This window comes from Oscillibacter sp. ER4 (assembly GCF_000765235.1).
Taxonomy (GTDB): domain Bacteria; phylum Bacillota; class Clostridia; order Oscillospirales; family Oscillospiraceae; genus Hominicoprocola; species Hominicoprocola fusiformis.
Map to the genome: position 1 here is coordinate 1 of NZ_JPJG01000046.1, position 18,799 is coordinate 18,799.

General features: G+C 59.7%; 20 protein-coding genes and 1 riboswitch. Of the genes, 15 read left to right on the plus strand and 5 right to left on the minus strand.

The genetic code is table 11. The features are described 5' to 3' along the window. The first annotated feature begins 116 nt into the window (after positions 1-116). From rsmI to NI20_RS0107435, 3 genes are all read left to right on the plus strand, one after another. Positions 117-1,001 carry a 16S rRNA (cytidine(1402)-2'-O)-methyltransferase gene (rsmI, locus tag NI20_RS0107425; RefSeq protein WP_033120777.1) on the plus strand — a complete coding sequence of 295 codons (885 nt, stop codon included), beginning with the start codon at positions 117-119 and terminating at the stop codon, positions 999-1,001. Beyond that, positions 998-1,216: a hypothetical protein gene (locus NI20_RS0107430; protein WP_033120778.1), complete on the plus strand. Its 219-nt coding sequence runs from the start codon at positions 998-1,000 to the stop codon at positions 1,214-1,216. The genes rsmI and NI20_RS0107430 overlap by 4 nt, the downstream gene beginning before the upstream one ends. 112 nt (positions 1,217-1,328) lie before the next feature. Further along, complete coding sequence (locus tag NI20_RS0107435; RefSeq protein WP_052084511.1) at positions 1,329-2,147, plus strand: SAM-dependent methyltransferase; 819 nt, start codon at positions 1,329-1,331, stop codon at positions 2,145-2,147. Between the two features lie 194 nt (positions 2,148-2,341). On the opposite strand, the gene NI20_RS0107440 is transcribed toward NI20_RS0107435, so the two are convergent. Next, a complete protein-coding gene (locus NI20_RS0107440) occupies positions 2,342-2,980 on the minus strand; it encodes an ECF transporter S component (protein ID WP_033120779.1) in 639 nt (212 codons plus the stop codon). A gap of 147 nt (positions 2,981-3,127) precedes the next feature. Next, positions 3,128-3,241, minus strand: a riboswitch (THF riboswitch). 286 nt (positions 3,242-3,527) lie between these two features. Between NI20_RS0107440 and glyA the strand changes: the two genes are divergently transcribed. From glyA to NI20_RS15860, 7 genes are all read left to right on the plus strand, one after another. Beyond that, positions 3,528-4,817 (plus strand): serine hydroxymethyltransferase, encoded by a 1,290-nt coding sequence (gene glyA, locus NI20_RS0107445; RefSeq protein ID WP_033120780.1) that lies wholly within the window; start codon positions 3,528-3,530, stop codon positions 4,815-4,817. 170 nt (positions 4,818-4,987) lie between these two features. After that, a complete protein-coding gene (locus NI20_RS0107450; protein WP_033120781.1) occupies positions 4,988-5,386 on the plus strand; it encodes a Fur family transcriptional regulator in 399 nt (132 codons plus the stop codon). Then, complete coding sequence (locus tag NI20_RS0107455) at positions 5,383-6,399, plus strand: metal ABC transporter substrate-binding protein (RefSeq protein WP_033120782.1); 1,017 nt, start codon at positions 5,383-5,385, stop codon at positions 6,397-6,399. Before NI20_RS0107450 ends, NI20_RS0107455 begins: the two co-directional genes overlap by 4 nt. Next, on the plus strand, positions 6,396-7,106 hold the full coding sequence (locus tag NI20_RS0107460) for a metal ABC transporter ATP-binding protein (RefSeq protein WP_033120783.1): 711 nt from the start codon (positions 6,396-6,398) through the stop codon (positions 7,104-7,106). The genes NI20_RS0107455 and NI20_RS0107460 overlap by 4 nt, the downstream gene beginning before the upstream one ends. Then, complete coding sequence (locus tag NI20_RS0107465; protein WP_033120784.1) at positions 7,103-7,915, plus strand: metal ABC transporter permease; 813 nt, start codon at positions 7,103-7,105, stop codon at positions 7,913-7,915. The genes NI20_RS0107460 and NI20_RS0107465 overlap by 4 nt, the downstream gene beginning before the upstream one ends. Positions 7,916-8,092: 177 nt before the next feature. Beyond that, on the plus strand, positions 8,093-8,575 hold the full coding sequence (locus NI20_RS0107470; RefSeq protein WP_033120785.1) for a hypothetical protein: 483 nt from the start codon (positions 8,093-8,095) through the stop codon (positions 8,573-8,575). Positions 8,576-8,611: 36 nt separating this feature from the next. Continuing rightward, on the plus strand, positions 8,612-8,737 hold the full coding sequence (locus NI20_RS15860; RefSeq protein WP_255358013.1) for a hypothetical protein: 126 nt from the start codon (positions 8,612-8,614) through the stop codon (positions 8,735-8,737). Between the two features lie 39 nt (positions 8,738-8,776). Here the strand turns inward: NI20_RS15860 and NI20_RS0107475 are convergent, their stop codons facing one another. The 4 genes from NI20_RS0107475 to NI20_RS0107490 form a co-directional block, all read right to left on the minus strand. Then, a complete protein-coding gene (locus NI20_RS0107475; RefSeq protein ID WP_033120786.1) occupies positions 8,777-9,355 on the minus strand; it encodes a HutD family protein in 579 nt (192 codons plus the stop codon). A gap of 78 nt (positions 9,356-9,433) precedes the next feature. Next, a complete protein-coding gene (locus NI20_RS0107480) occupies positions 9,434-10,069 on the minus strand; it encodes a cyclodeaminase/cyclohydrolase family protein (protein ID WP_242842949.1) in 636 nt (211 codons plus the stop codon). 319 nt (positions 10,070-10,388) lie between these two features. Next, positions 10,389-11,300, minus strand: coding sequence for a glutamate formimidoyltransferase (gene ftcD, locus NI20_RS0107485; RefSeq protein WP_033120787.1), 912 nt, complete (start codon positions 11,298-11,300; stop codon positions 10,389-10,391). A gap of 155 nt (positions 11,301-11,455) precedes the next feature. Next, positions 11,456-12,337 (minus strand): LysR family transcriptional regulator, encoded by an 882-nt coding sequence (locus NI20_RS0107490; protein WP_033120788.1) that lies wholly within the window; start codon positions 12,335-12,337, stop codon positions 11,456-11,458. Positions 12,338-12,504: 167 nt separating this feature from the next. Between NI20_RS0107490 and NI20_RS0107495 the strand changes: the two genes are divergently transcribed. The 5 genes from NI20_RS0107495 to NI20_RS0107515 all read left to right on the plus strand — a co-directional run bounded on the left by NI20_RS0107495 (position 12,505) and on the right by NI20_RS0107515 (position 18,795). Next, entirely contained in the window at positions 12,505-14,526 is a 2,022-nt protein-coding gene (locus NI20_RS0107495; protein WP_033120789.1) for a urocanate hydratase, read from the plus strand. Between the two features lie 239 nt (positions 14,527-14,765). Beyond that, positions 14,766-15,992 carry an imidazolonepropionase gene (hutI, locus tag NI20_RS0107500; protein ID WP_033120790.1) on the plus strand — a complete coding sequence of 409 codons (1,227 nt, stop codon included), beginning with the start codon at positions 14,766-14,768 and terminating at the stop codon, positions 15,990-15,992. Between the two features lie 20 nt (positions 15,993-16,012). Next, on the plus strand, positions 16,013-16,450 hold the full coding sequence (locus tag NI20_RS0107505; protein ID WP_081958425.1) for an Lrp/AsnC family transcriptional regulator: 438 nt from the start codon (positions 16,013-16,015) through the stop codon (positions 16,448-16,450). Between the two features lie 178 nt (positions 16,451-16,628). Further along, entirely contained in the window at positions 16,629-17,987 is a 1,359-nt protein-coding gene (rpoN, locus tag NI20_RS0107510) for an RNA polymerase factor sigma-54 (protein ID WP_033120792.1), read from the plus strand. Positions 17,988-18,030: 43 nt separating this feature from the next. Next, entirely contained in the window at positions 18,031-18,795 is a 765-nt protein-coding gene (locus NI20_RS0107515) for a class I SAM-dependent methyltransferase (protein WP_033120793.1), read from the plus strand. Positions 18,796-18,799 lie beyond the last annotated feature (4 nt).

The window sequence follows — 18,799 nt, forward strand, 5'->3', positions numbered from 1 at the left end:
CCGTGCCCGCGGCAAAAAGCAATCGCAAATCCCGCCGCTTCTCCCGCCTTGCCAAGCGGGCGAAAATAGGCTATACTGTCAGCATAATGAGAAATTTTTGCTTTTTGGAGGATATTATGGACGAGCAGAAGACCACCGGCACCCTTTATATCGTCGCAACGCCCATCGGCAACTCGCGCGACATGTCCGAGCGCGGACGCGAAATCCTGTCCACCGCCGACATCATCGCCGCCGAGGACACCCGCCGCAGCGTGGTGCTGCTCAACAAGCTCGGCATCCGCGGCAACAGTCTGAGCGCCAACCACAAGTTCAACGAATACGGCAAGGCGAAGTGGTTCATCGAACAGCTTGCCTCCGGCAAGGACATCGCCGTCATCACCGACGCGGGCACGCCCTGCATTTCCGACCCCGGCAACGAGCTCATCCGCGCCGCGGTCGAAAACGGCATTCGCGTCGTCGGCGTGCCCGGCTGCTGCGCCGCGGTCAACGCGCTATCGATCTCGGGCTTTGACCTCTCGAGCTTCCTCTTCTATGGCTTTTTCCCGCGCGAGACGGCCGACCGCCGCCGCGTTCTCATGATGATGCGCAAGGGCGACACCGCGACCTATGCCTTTTACGAGTCCCCCAAGCGCATCATGAGCGTCATCGACTTCTTCATCGAGGAGGGCGCGCAGCTTCGTCTCTGCCTCTGCAACGACATGACGAAGCTCCACGAGATGACCTTCCGCGGCACGCCGCAGGAGGTCAAGGACCAGCTCATCGCGAAGGATACCTACGAAAAGGGCGAATATGCCCTCATTGTCGAGGTCTGCGATGACTACCGCCTGCGCGAGGTCGAGCACATCACCTCGCCTGAGGCGCTGCTCGTCGACTGCATGGTGCGCAGTGACTGCACGGCCAAGGACGCCATCAAAATGCTCCTCAAGGACGAGAACAACACCTACAGCAAAAACGAGCTGTACGCCGCGCACCTTGCGCTCAAAGAGAGGTTCGGCGCATGAGCATTGTAGTCTCCGACCTCTCCGAACGGCTCGACACGCTCACCAAGCTCGTCCTCGCCGAGCCGGTCGCGCGCATCGGGCACTCGCGTGTCACCGTGCGGCCCTTAACGCTGCGCGGGAAGGCCTTTTTCCAGCTCGAATACCAGCAGGGGCAGAAGGTCGCGCACCGCAACGTCGCGCGGCGCGCTGCTCGAAACGTTCGAGCAGGAGCTTGACGGTCTGTTCCGCTCTGTCACACTCTGCACCGAAACGGAGACGCGCCAGTACGTCCGCAAGACGAACGGCGCGTACAAGTGCACGGCCAAGTCCGGCGCGTCCCGCGCCGCCGTGACCGCCTCGCACAACCGCAAGAAGGAATACATTTTGCAGGAGGGCGAGAACATCCCCGCCCTCGTCGACCTCGGCGTGTTCACGCCGGACTTCAAGATCGTCAAGGCAAAGTACGACAAATATAAGCAGATCAACCGCTTCATCGAGCTGGTGGACGACGCGTTCCGCGCCTACGGCCGCGACGAGATCACCATTCTCGACTTTGGCTGCGGCAAATCGTACCTCACGTTCGTGCTGTACTACTATTTCGCCGTCAAGCGCGGCGTGCGCGCCAAGATCATCGGCTATGACTTAAAAGAGGATGTCGTCGAGCACTGTAATGAGGTCGCCGCGCGCTACGGCTATTCAGATCTTCACTTCGTCGTGGCTGATGTTACGCGCGATGTGCTCTACAGCGAGCACATTGACATGCTTGTCACGCTCCATGCCTGCGACGTCGCGACCGACTACGCCCTGCACTACGCCATCTCCCGCGGCGTCGAGCACATCTTCTCCGTCCCCTGCTGCCAGCACGAGGTCAATAAGACCATCCAAAAGGGCGGCGATTTCGACATTCTGCTCTCCCACGGGCTGTTTCAGGAGCGCTTCTCGGCGCTGCTGACCGACGCCATCCGCGCAGCGGTCCTGGAGGACGAAGGCTACGACGTCGACGTCATCGAGTTCATCGACTTCGCCCACTCGCCCAAAAATCTGATGCTCCGCTGTCACCGTACCGGCCACCGCGGCACCAAAAAACTCACCGAGTCCCGCCGTCTCCGCGACCAATACGGCTTTGAGCAGACTCTACTCTCGCTGGTCGAAAATGAGCGGCAATAAAACGCGTCGCAGACTTTCGCGTCCGCAGACGCGAAAGAAATTAAAATCGTTTTTCTGACGACATGCGCGTCAGAAAAACTCTTCTCACTCCGCAAACGTGCGCGCCTATGGCGCGTGCACTGCCGCGGAGTGCAATCTTTCTCAAAAAAGAGGGACGCAGTTTTCAACTGCGTCCCTCTTTTTTGAATATTTTTTTATTGCGCCGTGCGCACCGTGTCGAGCGAGCGGTTCAGCAGATTCACGACCGGCGGAGCCACGAACACCATCAGCACCGCCGTAGCCGCGCCGGAGATGATACGCACCACCAGGCCGCCGAAAACATAGGCGTAGCTGTAGTAGTTGTAGATCACGCTGTCGATATACATCGCTCCCGTGTTGAGCGCCGTCACGACCAGCGCCGTGCCGATCAGCGCAAGCGTGAGCTGACCGCTGGAGAACTTATAGCCGCAGTGCTTGGCATACACGCCGACAAGCAGGCCGCGCGCTGCCTGCGGCAGGATCCACAGGATCGTGGTCGCGGTCACGCCATAGGTGAGAAGCTGACCCATGAATGCGCCGAGAAGACCGACGAGCAGGCCGCCGACCGGACCGTAGAGCATCGCGCCCACGATGACGGGCAGCGACGCGACGGAGATGTTGATCCAGCCAAGGCGCACCGTACCGGCAAAGTTCAGCACAACGTAAACTGCGGTCAGCATGGCGATGGTGACCATTTTGCGCGTGGACATGGCCGAGGACTTCCACGTGAAGACCACTGCGGCGATGAGCACGAGGGCGACCGCGATGATGATCGTCCACATGATGGGGGAAAGCGCTTCGATCTGAAGGGACATTGTGAGGACCTCCTTTTTCATCAAAAGATTTTCCCGCGGCTGCGGCGCCGCGCGGAACGGCTTGATCCGGTGAAAAAGAAAACACCTCTCCCTCCGGATGGCAGGAACCACGCGGAGGAGAGGCCTCACTTAAACTCTCTTCTGAGTGGCAAGCGGATGCGGAAACCATACTGCAAACCATGGGTTTTTCGTCCGCGGGCAACTTCCCATCCCGACGGCACTATTCGCTCTTCGCGTAAACACATGGTTTCCTACTCTGCCGATGCATAAAGCTCTTCAAAATTTAAACTTCATGCAGGCACAGCATAGCAGATTGCACAACACGCGTCAATCCCTTTTCGACCCTTTTTGCACACTTTTACGTTTTTAAGGTGATATTCCTCTTTTCCCTAATAAATTCAGTCCCTCCAAGGCCCGTTTTTCCTTGACAGGGCCTTACTTTTTTTGCTATTCTAAGGTGTGAGAGAACCGGCATAAGTTCGCACTTTTCAGCTTAGCCGCCGGTAATATATCAATCGACTGAAAAATCAGAGGAGGAACACGCACCATGATCAAAGAAACCATGGAATTCCTGTCCCAGTATGACCCCGAAGTCGGCGCCACTATTGAGAAGGAGTATCACCGCGAGCAGCGCAACATCGAGCTGATCGCCTCCGAAAACATCGTCTCCCCGGCTGTCATGATGGCTATGGGCACGTGCCTTACCAACAAGTACGCCGAGGGCTATCCCGGCAAGCGCTACTACGGCGGTTGCTACTGCGTCGACGAGACCGAAGAGATCGCCCGTCAGCGCGCCTGCAAGCTGTTCGGCGCTGAGCATGCCAACGTCCAGCCCCACTCCGGCGCTTCCGCCAATCTGGCTGCGTTCAAGGCTATGCTCCAGCCCGGCGACACCTTCATGGGCATGAACCTCGCCCACGGCGGCCACCTGTCCCACGGCAGCCCGGTCAACATCTCCGGCCAGTACTTCCATCAGGTCCCCTACTCCCTCAACGATGAGACCGAAATGATCGACTACGACGAGGTCTACCGCATCGCGCAGGAGTGCAAGCCCAAGATGATCCTTGCCGGCGCTTCCGCCTATCCCCGCAAGATCGACTTCGCCAAGTTCCGTGAGATCGCTGATTCCGTCGGCGCTTTCTTCATGGTCGATATGGCCCACATCGCCGGTCTCGTCGCCGCTGGCGTTCACGAGAGCCCCGTGCCCTATGCCGACGTTGTCACCACCACCACCCACAAGACCCTGCGCGGCCCCCGCGGCGGCATGATCCTGTGCAAGAACGAGATCACCAAGAAGAACATCGAAACCGGCGAGATGGAGACCATCAATCTGGCCAAGAAGATCGACTCCGCCGTGTTCCCCGGCACCCAGGGCGGCCCGCTCGAGCACATCATCGCTGCCAAGGCCATCTGCTTCGGCGAGGCGCTCAAGCCCGAGTTCAAGGCCTACGGTGAGCAGGTCGTCAAGAACGCTGCCGTTCTTGCCGAGGGTCTGAAGGCTGAAGGCTTCCGTCTGGTCTCCGGCGGCACCGACAACCACCTCATGCTCGTCGACGTCCGTAACTTCAACATCACCGGTAAGGAGATCGAGCGTCGCTTGGACGAGTGCTTCATCACCGTCAACAAGAACGCCATCCCCAACGACCCCGAGAAGCCGTTCGTCACTTCCGGTATCCGCGTCGGCACCCCCGCTGCCACCACCCGCGGTCTGAAGGAAGAGGACATGAAGGAGATCGCCCGCATCATGGGTATGGTCGCCCGTGACTTCGAAGGCAACAAGACCGCCGCTCAGGAGGCTGTTGTCGCCCTGACCAAGAAGTACCCCATCTACGAATAAAACAAACTCAAAATAAAAGGAACCGTCCCGATGGGACGGTTCCTTTTATTTTGGGGGATGCAGCCCACGGGCGGAAATTGGCAAGATTTGCCTGCACAAAATACTTGACAGGCGAAAATTTTCGGCTATAATTTGAAATTGATTTTCATTTTCAAATTCAGGAGGCCACTATGGCGACCTATACGACCAAACAGCAAAAGGCAGTGCTCGACTGCCTTTCTGAGCGCGCGGACTCGCCGGTCAGCGCGGCGGCGATCGTCGACGCGCTGCGCGAACAGGGCGAGCATATCGGCATCGCGACGGTGTACCGGCAGCTGGAAAAGCTCGAGCGGCAGGGCAGCGTCCACAAGGTCACGACGGATGAGGGCGCGTACTATCAGTTCTGCACCCACGGCTGCGCATCGGACTGCTGCCTCTTTAAGTGCGAGCGTTGCGGGCGCATCGTGCACCTCGACTGCCACCAGCTCGCGCCGCTCTACGAGCATTTGGAGCATGAGCACGGCTTTTCCATCAATCCCCGCAAAACGATGTTCTACGGCCTGTGCCGCGAGTGTCAGGAGGGCGCATGAAACGCATTGCTTCCTTTTTTTTGGCGCTCGCGCTGGCATTTTCCCTCACCGCCTGCACCGTGCCTGTGGAAAAGGCGGACGACGGCAAAATCCAGATCGTCGCGACGCTTTTCCCCTATTATGACTTCGCCCGCGCCATCGTCGGCGACCGCGCGGACGTCACGCTTCTGCTCTCACCGGGGCGCGAGGCGCACAGTTTCGAGCCCACGCCGCTCGACGCCGTCACGATCTCCGAATCCGATGTTTTCCTCTACAACGGCGGCGAGGGGGAATACTGGGTCGACAGTATGCTGGGCGCCGCAGGCGAAAATATCGCCGTCATCGCCCGCATGATGGACTACGTCGACGCGCTCGACGAGGAATATGTCGAGGGCATGCAGGGCGCGGACGGCCATGACCACGACCATGAGCATGGCAGCCACGATGACCATGATGACCATGACCACGATCATGAAGAAGATGAGCACGACAGCGACGAGGTCGAATACGACGAGCACATCTGGACGTCGCCGAAAAACGCCGTTGTCCTCTGCCGTGCCGTCTGCGACGCGATCTGCAAGGCCGATCCCGCAAATGAGGACTTCTACCGCGCGAACTGTGATGGCTACTGCGCGCAGATCGAAGCGCTCGACGCGCGCTTTGCCGACCTCTGCGCGTCCGCGCCGCGTAAACTTCTCGTCTTCGCCGACCGCTTCCCGATGCTCTACTTCTGCCGCGAATTCGGCTTGGACTACCGCGCAGCGTTCCACGGCTGCTCGGGCGACACCGAGCCGTCGCTCGCCACCATCAAGTACCTCATCGACAAGGTGGAGGACGAGGATATCCCCGTGGTCTACACCATCGACTTCGGCACGAAAAAGGTCGCTGCCGTGGTGAGTGAGTGCACCGGCGCAGCGGTCGACACCCTGTATTCGATGCAGACCGTCTCGCGCGCGGATTTTGACGCGGGCGAAACCTACCTCACGCTCATGGAGCGCAACTATGAAGCACTCAGAAAGGGGCTCAACGAATGAATGAATCGCCCATCGTCCTCGCATGTGAGGACGTCACGCTCGGCTACGAGCACAAACCGCTCCTGGAGCACCTGACCCTCACCGTCCGCGCGGGGGACTACCTCTGCATCGTCGGCGAAAACGGCAGCGGCAAATCGACGCTGCTGCGCTCGCTCCTCGGGCTTCTCTCGCCTCTCGCGGGCAAGATCGACTGCCCTGCCCAGCGCGAGGGGCGGCTCGGGTATCTGCCCCAGCAGACGCCCACGCAGCGCGACTTTCCCGCAACGGTCACAGAGGTCGTGCTCTCGGGCTTTTCGAACCGCCGCGCGCGCTTTTTCTACACGGCGGAGGAACGCTCGACAGCGCTGATGAACCTCGGCAAGCTCGGCGTGCTGGAACTCAAGGACAAGTGTTACCGCGAGCTCTCGGGCGGGCAGCAGCAGCGCGTGCTGCTTGCGCGCGCCCTGTGCGCGGCAAATGACCTGCTCATCCTCGACGAGCCTGTCACGGGCCTTGACCCCGCGAGCATGCAGGACCTTTACAAAACGCTGCGCTATTTGAACGAGCGCGAGGGCATGGCCATCATCATGGTCACGCACGACATTGAAAACGCCCTGCGCGAGGCCAAGCACATCCTCTGCATCGACCGCGCGGGCTGCTTTTATGGCACGGTAAGCGAGTTTTTGTCTTCGCCCGCCGGAAAACGGTTTGGAGGTGACAGAGCATGAAGCTGCTTCTTTCGATGTTCGCCTATCCTTTCATCGTGCGCGCGTTTGTTGTCGGCATTCTGGTCTCGCTGTGCGCGTCGCTGCTCGGCGTGCCGCTCGTTTTGAAGCGCTACTCCATGATCGGCGACGGGCTGAGCCACGTGTCGTTCGGCGCGCTGTCGGTCGCGGTGGCGTGCGGCTTCGCGCCGCTGTGGTTTTCCATCCCCATCGTCGTCATCGCGGCGTTCATCCTGATGCACGTCGCCGAAAAGAGCCGCGTCAGCGCAGACGCGATGATCGCGGTGTTCTCCGCCTCGGCGCTCGCCATCGGCGTCATCGTCACCTCGCTCACGACCGGCATGACCACGGATGTCGACAGCTATATGTTCGGCAGCATCCTCGCGATGTCGCGCTCGGACGTCATCCTGAGCGTCACGCTCGCGCTCTGCGTGCTCGCGCTCTATATTCTTTTCTACCACAAGCTCTTTTCCGTCACGTTCGACGAGTCCTTTGCCCGCGCGACGGGCGTGCGCGTCGGCACGTACAAGACGATCCTGTCCGTTCTAACGGCGCTCACCGTCGTGCTCGGTATGCGCATGATGGGCGCGATGCTGCTCTCGAGCCTCATCATCTTCCCGGCACTGTCCGCGATGCGGGTGTTCAAGAGCTTCCGCTCGGTCGTGTGCTTTGCCGCGGGGCTCTCGGTCATGTGCTTCTGCCTCGGGCTCACGGGGTCGTATCTCCTCTCCACCCCCGTCGGCGCGACGGTCGTTGTCTGCGACCTTGCGGCGTTCCTCCTCTGCTGCCTGATCGGCCGCAGACGGGGATGACCCACTTTTTAAATTTTCTGAAAGGCTGCGCCTGCAAACTTGCAAAGCACAGCCTTTCATGTTATGTTGATGGTAGTAGCCTGTTCCATACTTCATTGAAAAAATCTGCAAAATTGTGACACTTTTTTGCATTTTCTGCGTCTAATAGAGTAGAAGTACTTTTGAGGAGGTTTCCCCATGAAGAAAAAGCGGCTTCTCCCCCTCGGTATTCTGGCTGTTCTCGTCCTCGCAGCTTTGATCTACACGCGGCCGATGACGCTTGAGGCGATATTGGGGCTGGACATCACGCAAAGTGAGCTGGTATACACCGACTACCTTACGGTCTCCATCGACGAACCGGGCCGCAGCGTGGAGAGCTCGGAATGGCTGCGCGGCGAGGAGCGCACGGAAACGCTGATTTCACTTCTCTCACAACAGAAATTCCGCCACTCGCTCCGAAACCTCCTTCCGCGGGAGCAGACGAGCGATATGCCGCAGAATAATTTGATCTTTGACGCCGACTTTTCCTTCAACGACGGGCAGGATTATCTTTATTTTCAAAGCTCTTTTGGCCAGCTGAACCTTTTCTCCACCACCGGCAATAACCTCATGCTCTGCACCACGAGCCGTCAGAAGGAATTTTTGCAGCAGGTCTATGATATCGTCTCACTCGAACCGTAACCCATTCCACACTTTATCACAACAGGAGGAATCACTATGAAAAAATGCGTATCCATTCTCATCGGCGTCCTTGCCGTCATCGCCGCGGCAGCCGCCGTCCTCGTCGCGCTCGACCGCTTTTGCAAGCAGAATGACGAAGACCCGAACGACTTTGAAGACTGAAAAAGGAGAGGCTTTCGCCTCTCCTTTTTCAGTCTTCTTTTAAATCTCTTTCGCCTTGGCGAGCATCAGCTTTGCGCCCGTTTTGGAGCAGAGCTTGATCTCGCCCGCGTAGCCGTCGAGGCGCGCGGCCTCGTCAGCCTTGAGCTCGACGCTCTCGTCGCCGACGATGACGTGAACCTCGCCCACGCCGCAGTAGATGAGCGTCATGCCCTCGCAGCCGTGGACGGTCTTGTGCTCGCCCGCCGCAAGGTGCTCGCCGCGCATCTTGCCCTCGCACTTGCCCTTGCGGAGCATGAGGTTGAAGTCGCGGCAGCAGCCCCAGGAATGGGTGTTGTCCCCGCCGTCGAAGCGGTGGACCTCGTAGGGGTTCAGCGTCAGCTTCTCGCCGCCGTTGTGGTTGAGCTCGATCGTGCCCTCAAGCGTCGAAATGAGGCGCTCATAGTCGGGCAGCGCCGTAAAGTCGGACTCTGCGTCCTCAACGGTCGCAGAGCTGAGTCTCCACAAAAAGTCGCGGTCTGCGTACACCGCGCCCGCGGGCGCGATGCCGAGCTGGGTCGTCAGGCCGCCAGACCACTTGGTCGTAATGTAGTCACTCGGCGTTAAATGCTGGATGGTCATGGAAATACAACTCCTTTGCAAACTGCAAATGGCTTCGGTGTGCGCGCACCGAAGCCATTTTTTGATGAATCTTTTCGTTTAGCCCTCGATGAGCTTGACGATCTCAGCGTAGCACTCGTCGGCAAGGGGCAGAGCGTGCGCGAGCAGGGCCTCGCCCTTGGCGCGGTACTCAGCAGCGAACTTCTGATCCTTCAGGGAGCCGACGTTGATGAGCACGTTGAGCCATGCGCCCTGGATACCGGCCTTGAGGGACAGGAACGCAACGCCCAGGTCGCTCGCGGAGGTGTCGTTGAAGCGGCCCAGCAGGGACTGTGCAAGCGTCAGGGTCTCGTCGATGAGCTCCATCATCTCCATCGGGGTCTTGGTGCAGCCCTTCAGGCCCTCCTGGATGGCGGCGGAGCGGGCAGCCTTCTCCTCGTCGGTCGCCTTGGGCATACCGAACGCGGCGGAGACGACGTTGAACGCCTCGGTGTCGCGGTCCATAACGTCGAGCAGGCGGGTCTTGAGCTCGTTGCCCTTCTTCTCGACCTCGGCAGCATGCTCGGCATACTCGGCATACTTCTTGCGGCCCTGAGTGAGGCCGCCGACCATCGCGGTCAGCGCGGCGCCGATGGAGCCATAGAGTGCGGCGCAGGAGCCGCCGCCCGGCGCGGGAGCATCGGAGGCAACGGTATCGGCAAAGCCGGTAACGGTCATATCAGCTAACTTCATCATGTTGAATATTTCCTTTCATCATTTCGCGCCGTTTTCGTCCCGCGCGGGCATCGCCGCACCTTTACGGTCAGCCGCCCCTCCTGGAGCAGCCAACGCCCGCACGAGCCAAAAGCGTCGCAGCCGTTGCCGCCCTCTGGCGGCAAACGATTTTAATCGTTTTTTCTGACGACATGCGCGTCAGAAAAAACACTTTGCAGTCCGCCAGCGTGCGAGCGAAAGCGAGTGCGACGCAGCGGACTGTAAACCAACCAGGAAAAGCGGCTTGCCGCTTTTCCTGGTTGCGCTCAAAAATGCGCTTTCAGCGCATTTTTGAAGTATTTTATTCCATGTCGATCAGGTGATACTCCATGACCTGCTTCTTGCAGTCGAAGTCCTTGGCCTTGAGGTAGAACTCGGCGCAGTCGATCAGAGCCTTGGCGGGGGTCAGGCCGACGATCTCGCTCTCGATGACGCGGGTGCCGTAGCGCTCGGCGAGGGCCTTGATCATCTCATAGGTGACATACAGCGGGGTATCCTCGTAGTTGACCATGTTCATGGAGACCTGAGCAATGCCGCGGTCCTCGAGCATGAAGCCCATGGCCTTGCAGCTGCGGAAGCCGCCCGAAGAGCCGCGGATGACCTTGGCGATCTTCTTGGCGATCTCAACATCAGAGGTCTCGAGGTTGCAGTTGAACGCGACCAGCGGCATACGGGCGCCGATGGCGGTGATGCCGGCGGTGGGGTGAATCTTGCGCTCGCCGTAGTCGGGAGCCCAGTCGGGCTGCAGGAGCTTCTCGGGCATGCCCTCGAACTCGCCCTTGCGGCAGGTGGCGAGATTGCGGCGCTCGGGACGGGTGGCGCTGTCCTCATACAGGAAGGAGGGGACCTTCAGCTCGTCCCAAATGCGCTGGGCAACGCGCTTGGACATCTCGACAGCTTCCTCAACGGTCACGTCCATCTGGGGAACGAAGGGGATAACGTCGGTAGCGCCCATGCGCTTGTGCTCGCCGTGATGCTTGTTCATGTCGATGCGCTCGGTGGCGACCTTCGTCAGCTGGAAGGCGACCTCCTCGATGGCCTCGGGAGAGCCGATGAGGGTAAAGACGCAGCGGTTATGGTTGCCGTCGGTCTGGGCGTCAAACAGGGTGCAGCCGGGAACGCTCTTCGCGGTCTCGACGAGGGCGTTATAGGTGGCCTCGTCCTTTTCCTTGGAGCAGCTGAAATTGGGGATGCATTCGATCAACTTTGCCATGGTTGTTTTCCTCCGTCAATTTATTTTGTATCGTCATTTTGCTCAGACAGGCGCGCCGCGCCCGTCCATTTTTGTTCAGCGTCGCCATTATATCGCGGCCCATCGGGGGAGTAAACAGGTTTTCTTTCTCTTTTTTCAGTGCGGGCTTAATTTTTTTAAGTCATCTTCTCCTCGACGAAGCGCTGCACACACGGGGCGCTGAGCACCGCGCTGTTCCATGCCAAAACGGCATACGAGCGGATCGGCAGACCGCGCACAGGCTTTGCCTTTAAAGGCGCGCCCGGATGCGTGCTGAGGATGGACTTTGGCAGAAAGCTGATACCAAAGCCCGAGAGCACCATCTGCATCGCCATGGGCGTATCGTAGCAGTGGCAGGTCACATTCGGCGTAAAGCCGCTGCGCTGGCACTCCTGCACCAAAAAGTCGTTGTAGCTCCACAGGTCGTCCGAGCGCAGCAGGCACATCGGCACACCCTCGAGCCGCTCGATGGGCACCTCGGAAAGCTCCGGCGCAGGATCCATGTCCTCGCGCATGATGAGCTCGAGTGCGTCCTCGCCCAGAATGCGCTCCTGCAATCCGCTCGGCTCGCGCGCGGCGGTGCGCAGGAACAGCGCATGCAGCTCGCCGCGGTTGAGCGATTCAATGAGCTCCTGCGGCGAGCCCACACGGATGAAGAGCTCCACCTGCGGATAGCGGCTGTGATATTCATTTATATAATGTAACGCGTACGACATCGCCGAGTAGATGACGCCGAGCTTGATGCGCCCGCTCATGCCCGTCCCCACGCTGCGCACGCTGTCCTCCACGCGGCGGATGTCCTGAAAGATCTGCTGCGTCTGCTGATACAGGCTTTGTCCCGCGTCGGTGAGGGACATGCCCTTGCTGCCGCGCAGGAAGAGCTGCACGCCGAGCTCTTCCTCGAGCTGCGCGATCTGGCGCGAGATCGGCGGCTGCGCCACGTGCAGCTCGCGCGCCGCGGCGGAGATGCTTTTCTCCTCCGCCACCGCGCAGAAGTATTCCAGCTGTCTAAGCTTCATCGCTTGTCCTCCATGTCATACTTTTGCGGTATGGTATGCAGATAAATTAAGTACTTTTCATTATAGCACATCTTTGTTATAATGCAAGTTGTAAAGAAAAGCGAGAATTCTGTTTTCATTTTTATCGGTTTTTACAGAAATATTTTTATGAAAGTGAGGAACCCACCATGATCAATCTTGCAGACGATGCGATGACGATCAAGCTGGACTACGAGCTTCCCGAGTATCCGAAGTTCGAAGAGGGCTACCGTCGCGCACCCCGCCGCGAATCCCACCTGACCGAGGCCGATAAGGCGCTCGCCATCAAGAACGCTCTGCGTTACATCCACCCCGACCATCATGAGCAGATGGCCAAGGAGTTTGCGCAGGAGCTCGAAGAGCACGGCCGTATCTACGGCTACCGCTTCCGTCCCGAGGGCAAGCTCTACGGCAAGCCCATCGACGAGTACAAGGGCAAGTGCATCGAGGGCAAGGCCATTCAGGTCATGATCGACAACAACCTCGACTTCGATATCGCTCTGTATCCCTACGAGCTCGTCACCTACGGTGAGACCGGCCAGGTCTGCCAGAACTGGATGCAGTACCGCCTCATCAAGAAGTACCTCGAGCAGTTGACCGATGAGCAGACCCTCGTCGTCATGTCCGGTCATCCTCTGGGCCTCTTCCACTCCCACAAGATGGCTCCGCGCGTCATCATCTCCAACGGCCTGATGGTCGGTACCTTCGATGACCAGGAGAACTTCAACCGCGCTGCCGCGCTCGGCGTTGCCAACTACGGCCAGATGACCGCCGGCGGCTGGATGTACATCGGCCCCCAGGGCATCGTCCACGGCACGTTCAACACGCTGCTCAACGCCGGCCGTCTGAAGCTCGGCATCCCCAACGATCAGAACCTTGCCGGCCGTCTGTTCGTCTCCGCCGGTCTTGGCGGCATGAGCGGCGCTCAGGGCAAGGCTGCTGAGATCGCCGGCGCTGCCTCCATCATCGCCGAGGTCGACGATTCCCGTATCGAGACCCGTTACACCCAGGGCTGGGTCAGCCACCGCACCGACTCTCTCGAAGAGGCCACCAAGATCGCTCTCGACCACCAGAAGGAAGGCAAGCCCTGCGCTGTCGCCTATTGCGGCAACATTGTTGACCTGCTCGAGTACCTGTACAACAACAACGTCCATGTCGACCTGATGAGCGACCAGACCTCCTGCCACGTGCCTTATGACGGCGGCTACTGCCCGCAGGGCCTCACGTTCGAGCAGCGCACCGAAATGCTCGACAAGGATCCCGACGGCTTCCGTGTCCTCGTCGACAAGACGCTGCAGCATCACTATGAGATGATCTGCAAGTTCCACGAGCGCGGCACCTACTTCTTCGACTACGGCAACAGCTTCCTCAAGGCTGTTTACGACTCCGGTGTGAAGAGCATCTGCAAGAACGGCGAGAACGACCTCGACGGCTTCATCTTCCCCTCCTACGTCGAAGATATCCTGGGTCCGTGCCTGTTCGACTTCGGCTACGGCCCGTTCCGTTGGTGCTGCCTGAGCCGCAACCCTGAGGATCTGCACAAGACCGACATGGCTGCCGCCGAGTACATCAAGGCCCACAACCGCCGCTATCAGGACTACGACAACTATGTCTGGGTCCGCGACGCCGAGAAGAACAAGCTGGTCGTCGGCACCCAGTGCCGTATCCTCTATCAGGATGCCATGGGCCGTATGAACCTCGCGCTCAAGTTCAACGAGATGGTTCGCAACGGTGAGATCGGCCCCGTCATCCTTGGCCGTGACCATCACGACACCGGTGGTACCGATGCGCCCTTCCGTGAGACCTCCAACATCAAGGACGGCTCCAACATCATGGCCGAGATGGCGACCCAGTGCTACGCTGGTAACGCTGCCCGCGGCATGAGCTACATCGCCCTGCACAACGGCGGTGGTACGGGCATCGGCCGCGCCATCAACGGCGGCTTCGGTATGGTTCTCGACGGCTCCGAGCGTGTCGACACCATCCTGCGCATGTCCATGCCTTGGGATACCATGGTCGGCGTTGCCCGCCGCAGCTGGGCGCGCAACGAGAACGCCATGACCACTGTCGCCGAGTACAACAAGATGTACGAGGGTCAGGATCACATCACCATGCCTTACGTCGCGGACGAAGAGCTCTGCGAGAAGGCCGTGAAGGAATACATGCACTAAAATTTACTTCAAAAAAGGGGCATAGAAATATGCCCCTTTTTTGAGCTGGATACACTCCGCTGCGCGCACTCGCTTTGCTCGCACACTTGCGGAGCGCAAAGAATCTTTCCGACGCACATGTCGTCGGAAAGATGATCTCAATTTATTTGCCGCCTGCGGGCGGCAAACTCTGCGAGGCTTTTTTGACAAGCCATCGAACAGAATGCTCTTTCCAACAGTGAGAAAGGACAACATTTACTATGAAAAAGTTACTGGTCAAAAACATTGGCCTGCTGGCGACGCCGGAGGGTAAATCCGCCCATCGCGGCGAGGAGCAGGGCAAGATCAAATTCTTAAAGGATGCGTGGGTGCTCATCGAAGACGGCGTCATCGCTTCCGTCGGCACCAGCGCTGTTCCCGCTTGTGAGGGCGCGGAAGTCGTCGACGCGGAGGGCCACCTCGTCACCCCCGGCCTTGTCGACGCCCACACCCACCTCATCTTCGGCGGCTGGCGCCAGAACGAGCTGGGTCTCAAGCTCCACGGCGCAAGCTATCTCGACATTCAGAACGCGGGCGGCGGCATCCAGTCCACGACGAACGCCACCCGTCAGGCCAGCGAGCAGGAGCTCGCCGCCAAGGCCTCCAAGGCGCTCGACGAGATGATGGGCTTCGGCACCACCACGGTCGAGGCCAAGAGCGGCTACGGCCTTGCCACCGAGCATGAGCTCAAGGCGCTCGAGGTCATCAAGGACCTCAACGATCACCACCGCATGGACCTCGTCGCGACCTTCATGGGCGCGCACCTTGTCCCCGCGGAATATAAGTCCAACCGCGAAGAGTACGTCCGCCTTGTGTGCGAGGAGATGATGCCCAAGGTCAAGGAGCAGGGCATCGCCAAGTTCTGCGACGTCTTCTGCGAGGCCGACACCTTCACCGTCGAAGAGTCCCGTCAGGTGCTCGAAGCGGGTCTCAAGTATGGCCTGCGTCCCAAGATCCACGCCGACGAGATCGAGGCCATCGGCGGCAGCCAGCTCGCCGGTGAGATCGGCGCGATCTCGGCTGAGCACCTGATCGTCTGCCCTCCGGAGGGCATTGCCTCCATGGCCAAGGGCGGCGTCATCGCATGCCTGCTGCCCGCGACGAGTTTCAACCTCGGCGCGGTGTTCGCGCCCGCGCGCGACATGGTCAAAGCTGGCGTGCCCGTTGCAATGGCGACGGACTTCAACCCCGGCTCCTGCCCGTGCCTGAACATGCAGTTTGTCATCAACCTCGGCTGCCTCAAGTACAAGCTGACGCCGGAGGAGGTCCTCACGGCTGTCACGCTCAACGGTGCCGCGGCGATCGACCTTGCCGACAAGGTCGGCTCTGTCGAAGAGGGCAAGCTGGGCGACCTTGTCATCTGGGACGCGCCCGACCTCGACTACATCTGCTACCGCGTTGGCAGCAATCTTGCAAAAACCGTCATCAAGCGCGGCGAGATCGTGTGAGAGAACGGTAGAGGGAGAACATGATGGATCGGACTGACTACCAAATCCTCAACCTCCTCCAGGACGACAGCCGTTGCACGCTGCGCCGCATGGGAGACCTTGTGGGGCTGACGCCGCCCGCCGTGTCGGAACGCATTCGCCGGATGGAGGAAAGCGGCGTGATCCGCGGCTATCACATCGACATCGACCGCACGAAGCTCGACTGTAACATCACAGGCTTTATCTCCGTTGCGCTCGAGCCGGACAAGTACGACAAATTCTGCGATTTCTGCGCCTCGCAGAGCACCATCATCAGCCACTACCACGTGGTGGGTGAGTTCAACGCGCTGCTCCGCTTCGCCGTGCGCGACACGCAGCAGCTCGACCAGCTTCTCTCCCTCATCAAGAAGTTCGGCGACTCGCGCACCTCGATCGAGCTCAAGACGCTCTTCGACAGCAAGGAGATCCCGCTGCCGTAACACAACATTCCCTTTGCACCAAGCAGGACGGCCATATGGCCGCCCTGCTTTTTTGCGCGATCTGAATGCCCCCTTGCTTTTTTGGGGCCATTCCCGCGCATCTGTGTGTTGCGAAGAAAGGCGAAAACTGCTATACTTTAATTTACTGAATGAGCATCATTGGGGGAGGGAATCTATCGTGCAGCTTGAACAGAGGCAAACGCTGAGCCAAAAGCTCGTGCTGACGCAGGCGATGCGCCAGTCGCTCGACTGTTTGCAGCTCTCCGCGCCGGAGCTCGCCGAATACGTGCAGGAAGTCGCGCTCTCAAACCCGCTGCTCGACGTGCAGTCGCCCACCTATTACGAAACTGAGCTTCCCAGCGAAGCCGCGCCCGCCGAGCGTGAACCGCTCGAGGTGCGCGAGGCGGACTCGTGGCGCGGCGTCACCTCCTCCGGTATGGAGGATGTGCAGGACTTTACCGCCTTTCTGACGCGGGAAAAGACGTTCCGCGACAACCTGACCGAACAGATCGGGCAGATGAAGCTCGTCGACGACGAACTTCTGCGCCTGTGCCGCTTTTTGATCGACTGCCTCGACGAGCGCGGCTATCTTGACTGCCCGCTTGAGGAGCTGTCCCGCGAATTCGACATCCCGCTCTTCTCGCTCGAGCAGGCGCTCTTCGCCGTGCAGATGCTCGACCCGCCGGGCGTCGGCGCGCGGAACCTGTCGGAATGCCTGATGCTCCAGCTCGCGCAGGGCCGCTCGCTCGACCCGCTGGCGCTGAAGATCGCGCGCGACGGCTTAGAAATGCTCGGCAAGCGCAACTTTTCCGGCCTTTCCGTTCTGCTCGGCGTCAGCGTCGGTGAAGCCAGGGCCGCCGCTTCCAAGGTGCTCGCGCTCAACCCGATCCCCTCGCGCAGCTTTGCCGGCAGCGAGCAGATCGCCTATGTCGCCCCCGACGCGGAATTTTCCGTGCAGCAGGGCCAGCTCGTCATCGAGCTCAACGAGCGCATTCTGCCGCGCCTGTCCGTCAACGCCGAATACGCCGCGCTGATGAACACAAGCGACGACCCCGAGGTCCAGCGCTACGTGAAAGAAAAGCTCTCCGAAGCACAGGCCCTCATCAAGGGCGTCCACACCCGCTGCGACACGCTCATACAGATGCTCACGCTCATCGGGCGCGAGCAGCACGGCTTTTTCTGTGGCGGCGAGGCACTGCTGCCCGTGACGATGCAGCAGCTTTCCGAAAAAATGGGCGTCAGCACCTCCACCGTGAGCCGTGCGGCGCAGAATAAATACATTCAGTTCCAGGGCAGGATCATCCCCGTGCGCAGCTTTTTCACCACGGCGATCCGCCCCGACGCGGCAGTCTCGTCCCACGCGGTCAAGCAGCGGCTGCAAAGCCTCATTCGCGCAGAGGACCCGGCCGCGCCGCTCTCGGACGAGGCGCTTCGTCTGACGCTCTCGGCTCTCGGCATCGAGGTCAGCCGCCGCGCCGTCGCCAAGTACCGCGCGGAAATGGACATTCCGTCCTCGTCCCAGCGCAAAAAGCGCTGAGCGCGGGGCGCGATCCAATATTTTGTCAGGAGGAGCATGCTCTATGGCCAGCGTCTACGACCGCACCGACATCTACGACCTCTTCGACTCTCCGAAAAAGGATGCACAGACCCTCTCCCACTGGCAGACCGTTTTCGACGGCATGCCTATTCGCTCGGCGCTCGATGTGAGCATCGGGACGGGCTCGCTCACGCTGCCGCTCGGGCAGCTCGGCGTCTCGCTGTACGGCTCCGATTTGAGCGACAGCATGCTCGCGCACTGCCGCAAAAAGGCGGACGAGCGTGGCATCGCCATCGACCTGCGGCAGAGCGATTTCCGCGACCTGACGTCTCATTTTGACCGCAGCTTCGACTGCGTGATGAGCACCGGCAACTCGCTTGCCTACGTGACAAACAACGAGATCACCGGCGTTTTGGAGCAGATGGACGCGCTCGTGGAGTCCGGAGGCTACCTCTACTTCGACCTTCGCAACTGGGACCGTATCGTGGGGCAGAAAAAGCGTTTTTACTGTTACAATCCCGCCTTTCTGCCAAACGGCGACCGCGTAAACCTCATGCAGGTCTGGGACCATTTATCCGACGGCTCCATTGTCTTCAATCTTGTCTACACCTTCGAGCGCGATAACAAAATCTTCCAAAAAGAGCGTTTTGAGGAGCACTACCACCCCGTGCCGCAGAAATTACTGCTCGACAAGCTCACGCAGCTCGGCTATCAGGACATTCGGGTCAAGGCCTTCCCCGTGCAGTTCGGCGCGTTCGATATCGAAAACACCGAGTGGTACTGCGTGCTGGCGCACAAAGCAAAATAATCGT